We start from the raw sequence: 3,582 nt of genomic DNA, 5'->3' as shown, positions 1-3,582 counted from the left end.
CGCGCCGTACTGTGGGGGGGGGGGGGGGACGGGGGGGGGGGTGTGGTCGCTGTTGTCTTGTTTTTATTGTGTCTATCCCTATATGTGGCGGGCGGCCGCCCGCCCCCCCCGCCCGACCCAGTATTCCAGAGACGCCTGAGGACTCACGGAGAGGCTCCGGCGTACTGGATCCCCCGCCTTCGCGGGGGATGACATTTGTGCGTAAGGTGAGCGCCAAGCTCACCAGCCCAGCAATTCCGGCTTGCGCGGCAGCTCGACGGTCTTGACCTTCTCGAGCTTGATCGCGCCCTTGGCCATGAGGTCGTTGAGGTCGCCGTCGGTCGCGCCCGCAATCTTGGTGCGGTAGAGATCGACCTTCAGCGTGCCGCGGTGGTCCTTGTCGGTCCAGGTCGAGGGATTGCAGACGCCCTCCATGCCTGATGGCACCCAGTCCTTCTTCTGGTAGAAGCCCTTGGCAACGTTCTCGCCGGTGGCGCCGCCGTTCTTGGCGGCCCAATCGATCGCCTCCTTCATGTAGAGCGCCGAGCACACCGCCGCGATGTAGTGCACCGGGCGATAAACCTTGCCGGTGGGATCGGACATCTTCGAGATCTCCATCACCGTCTTCATGCCGGGCGCATCGCCGCCCCAGCTCACCGCGGTGCGCAGCGGGAAGATCACGCCGTCGGCGGCATCGCCTGCGGTCTTGGCGGCGTTCTCGTCCATGCCCCAGACGTTGCCCATGAACTGGATGTCGACGCCGGCGGTCTTGCAGGCCTTCATCACCGAAATGTTGGACGCGGCGGTGTTGCCGAGATAGGCGTAGTTGGCGCCCGAGGATTTCAGGCTCAGGCACTGCGCGCTGTAGTCACCCGGCGCGAGCGCGAACACCAGCGGCGGCAGCACCTCGAAACCGAGCTCCTGCGCCATGGCTTCGCCGGCGGCCTTCGGCGCGTTCGGATAAGGGTGGTTGGCGCCCATGTGGACGAATTTCGGCTTGCCGGACTTGCCCTTGGCCTTCCAGTCTTCGGCTGCCCACATCAGCATCGCGCGCAGCGAGTCCGAATAGCTCGGACCATAGAAGAAATTGTAGGGCGCGGGCTTGGCCTTGCCGCTGACGCCTTCGGGATCGGTGAGGGCGGCGGCGTAGGAGCCGGAGAGGTCGGGGATTTTATCCTGTGCGAGGAAGCCGGTCAGCGCTTCGGTGTCTGCAGTGCCCCAGCCCATGATCGCCGCGACCTTGGAGTCCGGCGCCGACCACTTCTTGTAGAGTGCGATCGCGCGCGGCACCTGATAGCCATAGTCGTTGGTGTCGACGTTGATCTGCTTGCCGCTGACGCCGCCGTTCTTGTTGACCCAGGCGAAGGTGTCGGCGACGGCCTGGCCGTAGGGCGTGCCGACGTCCGACGTGCCGCCGGAATAATCGGCGAGATGACCGATCGCGATCTGCGCCTGCGCGCCTGACGAGAATGCGGCGATCGCCAGGGCGAGCGAAGCGGTGCTCAAAAGTGATTTTGTCTTCATTGGTTGCCTCCTCCTGCTTATTTGTTGGTTAGAGAGTTGCCCGCGCTCAATGCGAGAACGGGTAGAGTTTCCAATACGCCTTGATCTGTCGCCAGCGATGGGCGAGCCCGTCGGGCTCGAACATCAGGAACGCGATGATGATCACCCCGATCGCGATCTCGCGCAGGAAGGTGATGTTGTTGTTGAGCGACAGCGCCTTGTCGATCGCACCGCCCTTCAGCGCCACGCTGAGGAACTCCATCGTCTCGGGCAGCAGCACCACGAACGCAGTGCCCATCAGCGTGCCCATGATCGAACCGGTGCCGCCGATGATGATCATGGCGAGGAACAGGATCGAACGTTCAATGCCGAAACCCTCTTGCGATACCACGAGCTGGTAGTGCGCATAGAGCGCGCCGGCGATGCCGGCGAAGAACGCGGCGAGGCCAAATGACAGCGTGCGATACTTTGTGAGGTTGATGCCCATGATCTCCGCGGAGAGATAATGGTCGCGGATCGCCACCAGCGCGCGGCCGTCGCGGGTGCGCATCAGATTGGTGACGAGGACGTAGCTTGCAACCACGTAGGCGAGCACGACGTAGAAATATTGCCTGTCGCCGCGCAGCGTGTAGCCGAAGATCGAGAACGGATTGGCGCTGGCCGGCACCGAGCCGCCGGTGAACCACTCCGCGCGGGAGAAGAAGTCGAGCAGGATGTATTGTGCGGCGAGCGTCGCGATGACGAGGTAAAGCCCCTTCAGTCGCGCCGCCGGGATGCCGAAGATCAGCCCGACCAGCGCAGTGACGATTCCCGCGAGAGGGATCGCGAAGAACACCGGGATCGATGCGCTGTTAGAGATGTAGGCCGAGGTGAAGGCGCCGAGCAGGAAGAAGGCGGCGTGGCCGATCGAAATTTGGCCTGTGAAGCCGACCAGGATGTTGAGGCCAAGCGCGGCGATCGAAAAGATGCCGATCTGGATCAGGATGCTGAGCCAATACCCACCAAGGAATTGCGGCACGAGGCAGAGCAGCAGCACGCCGGCGATCGCAAAATTGCGGCTGGTCGTGGTCGGGAAGATCGTGGTGTCGGCCGCGTAAGAGGTGCGGAAATCACCAGCAGGGATGAGGGCGGGGCCGGCCATGGATCAGATCCGTTCGATGTCGTGGGTGCCGAACAGGCCGTACGGCTTGATCATCAGCACGATGATGAGGACGTAGAACGGCGCGATCTCGTAGAGATTGCCCCAGTGAAGGTATTCGCTGTCGACATATTGCGCGATGTTCTCGAGTAATCCGATGATGATGCCGCCGAGCACGGCACCGCCGACGGAATCGAGCCCGCCGAGGATCGCCGCCGGAAACACTTTTATGCCGTAAGCGGCAAGGCCCGAGGATACGCCGTTCACGACCGCAACGACGACGCCCGCCACCGCCGAGACCGTTGCGGAGATCGCCCAAGCCATCGCGAACACGCTTTTCACGGAAATGCCGAGCGATTGCGCGACCTGCTGGTTGAACGCGGTGGCGCGCATCGCAAGGCCGTACTTTGAGGCGCGGAAGAACCAGGCCATCCCGATCATCATCGCGATCGAGACGACGAGGCTCATGACATAGACGGTCTGGATCTGCAGCCCGAGCAGGCTGACCGACTGGCTCTCGAACACGCGCGGGAATGGCTGCGGATTGACGCCGAACATCCATTTCAGCGTCGCCTGCAGCACGGTGGACAGGCCGATCGTCACCATGATGACCGAGATGATGGGTTCGCCGATCATCGGCCGCAGGATCAGGACCTGCACCGCGATGCCGAACACGAACATGAACACCAGCGTCATCGGCATGCCGATCCAGAACGGCACCTGGTATTTCGCGAGCAAGGTCCAGCACACCCAGGCGCCGACCAGCAAGAGCTCGCCCTGCGCGAAATTGACGACCTGCGTGGCCTTGTAGATCAGCACGAACGACATCGCGACCACGCCATAGAGCGTGCCGACCACGAGGCCGTTGACCAGGAGCTGGATAAGGAAGGCGGTGTTCATGCGGATGTCCGCGTAAAATGCAGAAGCGATGACGGTGCGCCCTCTCCCCTTGCGGGAGAGGG

Annotated in this window: 3 protein-coding genes; all 3 read right to left on the bottom strand. The window is 62.9% G+C overall.

The window, feature by feature from the left end:
- Positions 1–219: 219 nt before the first annotated feature.
- Genes AC0L2J_RS14675 through AC0L2J_RS14665 form a run of 3 tightly spaced genes read right to left on the bottom strand, consistent with a single transcriptional unit; the run spans position 220 to position 3,520 of the window.
- Positions 220–1,503 (bottom strand): ABC transporter substrate-binding protein, encoded by a 1,284-nt coding sequence (locus tag AC0L2J_RS14675; protein ID WP_007612529.1) that lies wholly within the window; start codon positions 1,501–1,503, stop codon positions 220–222.
- Positions 1,504–1,549: 46 nt separating this feature from the next.
- A complete protein-coding gene (locus tag AC0L2J_RS14670; protein ID WP_473251040.1) occupies positions 1,550–2,623 on the bottom strand; it encodes a branched-chain amino acid ABC transporter permease in 1,074 nt (357 codons plus the stop codon).
- 3 nt (positions 2,624–2,626) lie between these two features.
- Positions 2,627–3,520 carry a branched-chain amino acid ABC transporter permease gene (locus tag AC0L2J_RS14665; RefSeq protein WP_473251042.1) on the bottom strand — a complete coding sequence of 298 codons (894 nt, stop codon included), beginning with the start codon at positions 3,518–3,520 and terminating at the stop codon, positions 2,627–2,629.
- Between the last annotated feature and the right edge of the window lie 62 nt (positions 3,521–3,582).

This window comes from Bradyrhizobium sp. MV1.5 (genome assembly GCF_055807615.1).
This window is presented reverse-complemented; position numbering and strand designations above follow the sequence as displayed.

Coding starts and splice junctions, on each gene's coding strand:
- AC0L2J_RS14665 (WP_473251042.1), bottom strand. CDS start 3,520: ATGAACACCGCCTTCCTTATCCAGCTCCTGGTCAACGGCCTCGTGGTC.
- AC0L2J_RS14675 (WP_007612529.1), bottom strand. CDS start 1,503: ATGAAGACAAAATCACTTTTGAGCACCGCTTCGCTCGCCCTGGCGATC.
- AC0L2J_RS14670 (WP_473251040.1), bottom strand. CDS start 2,623: ATGGCCGGCCCCGCCCTCATCCCTGCTGGTGATTTCCGCACCTCTTAC.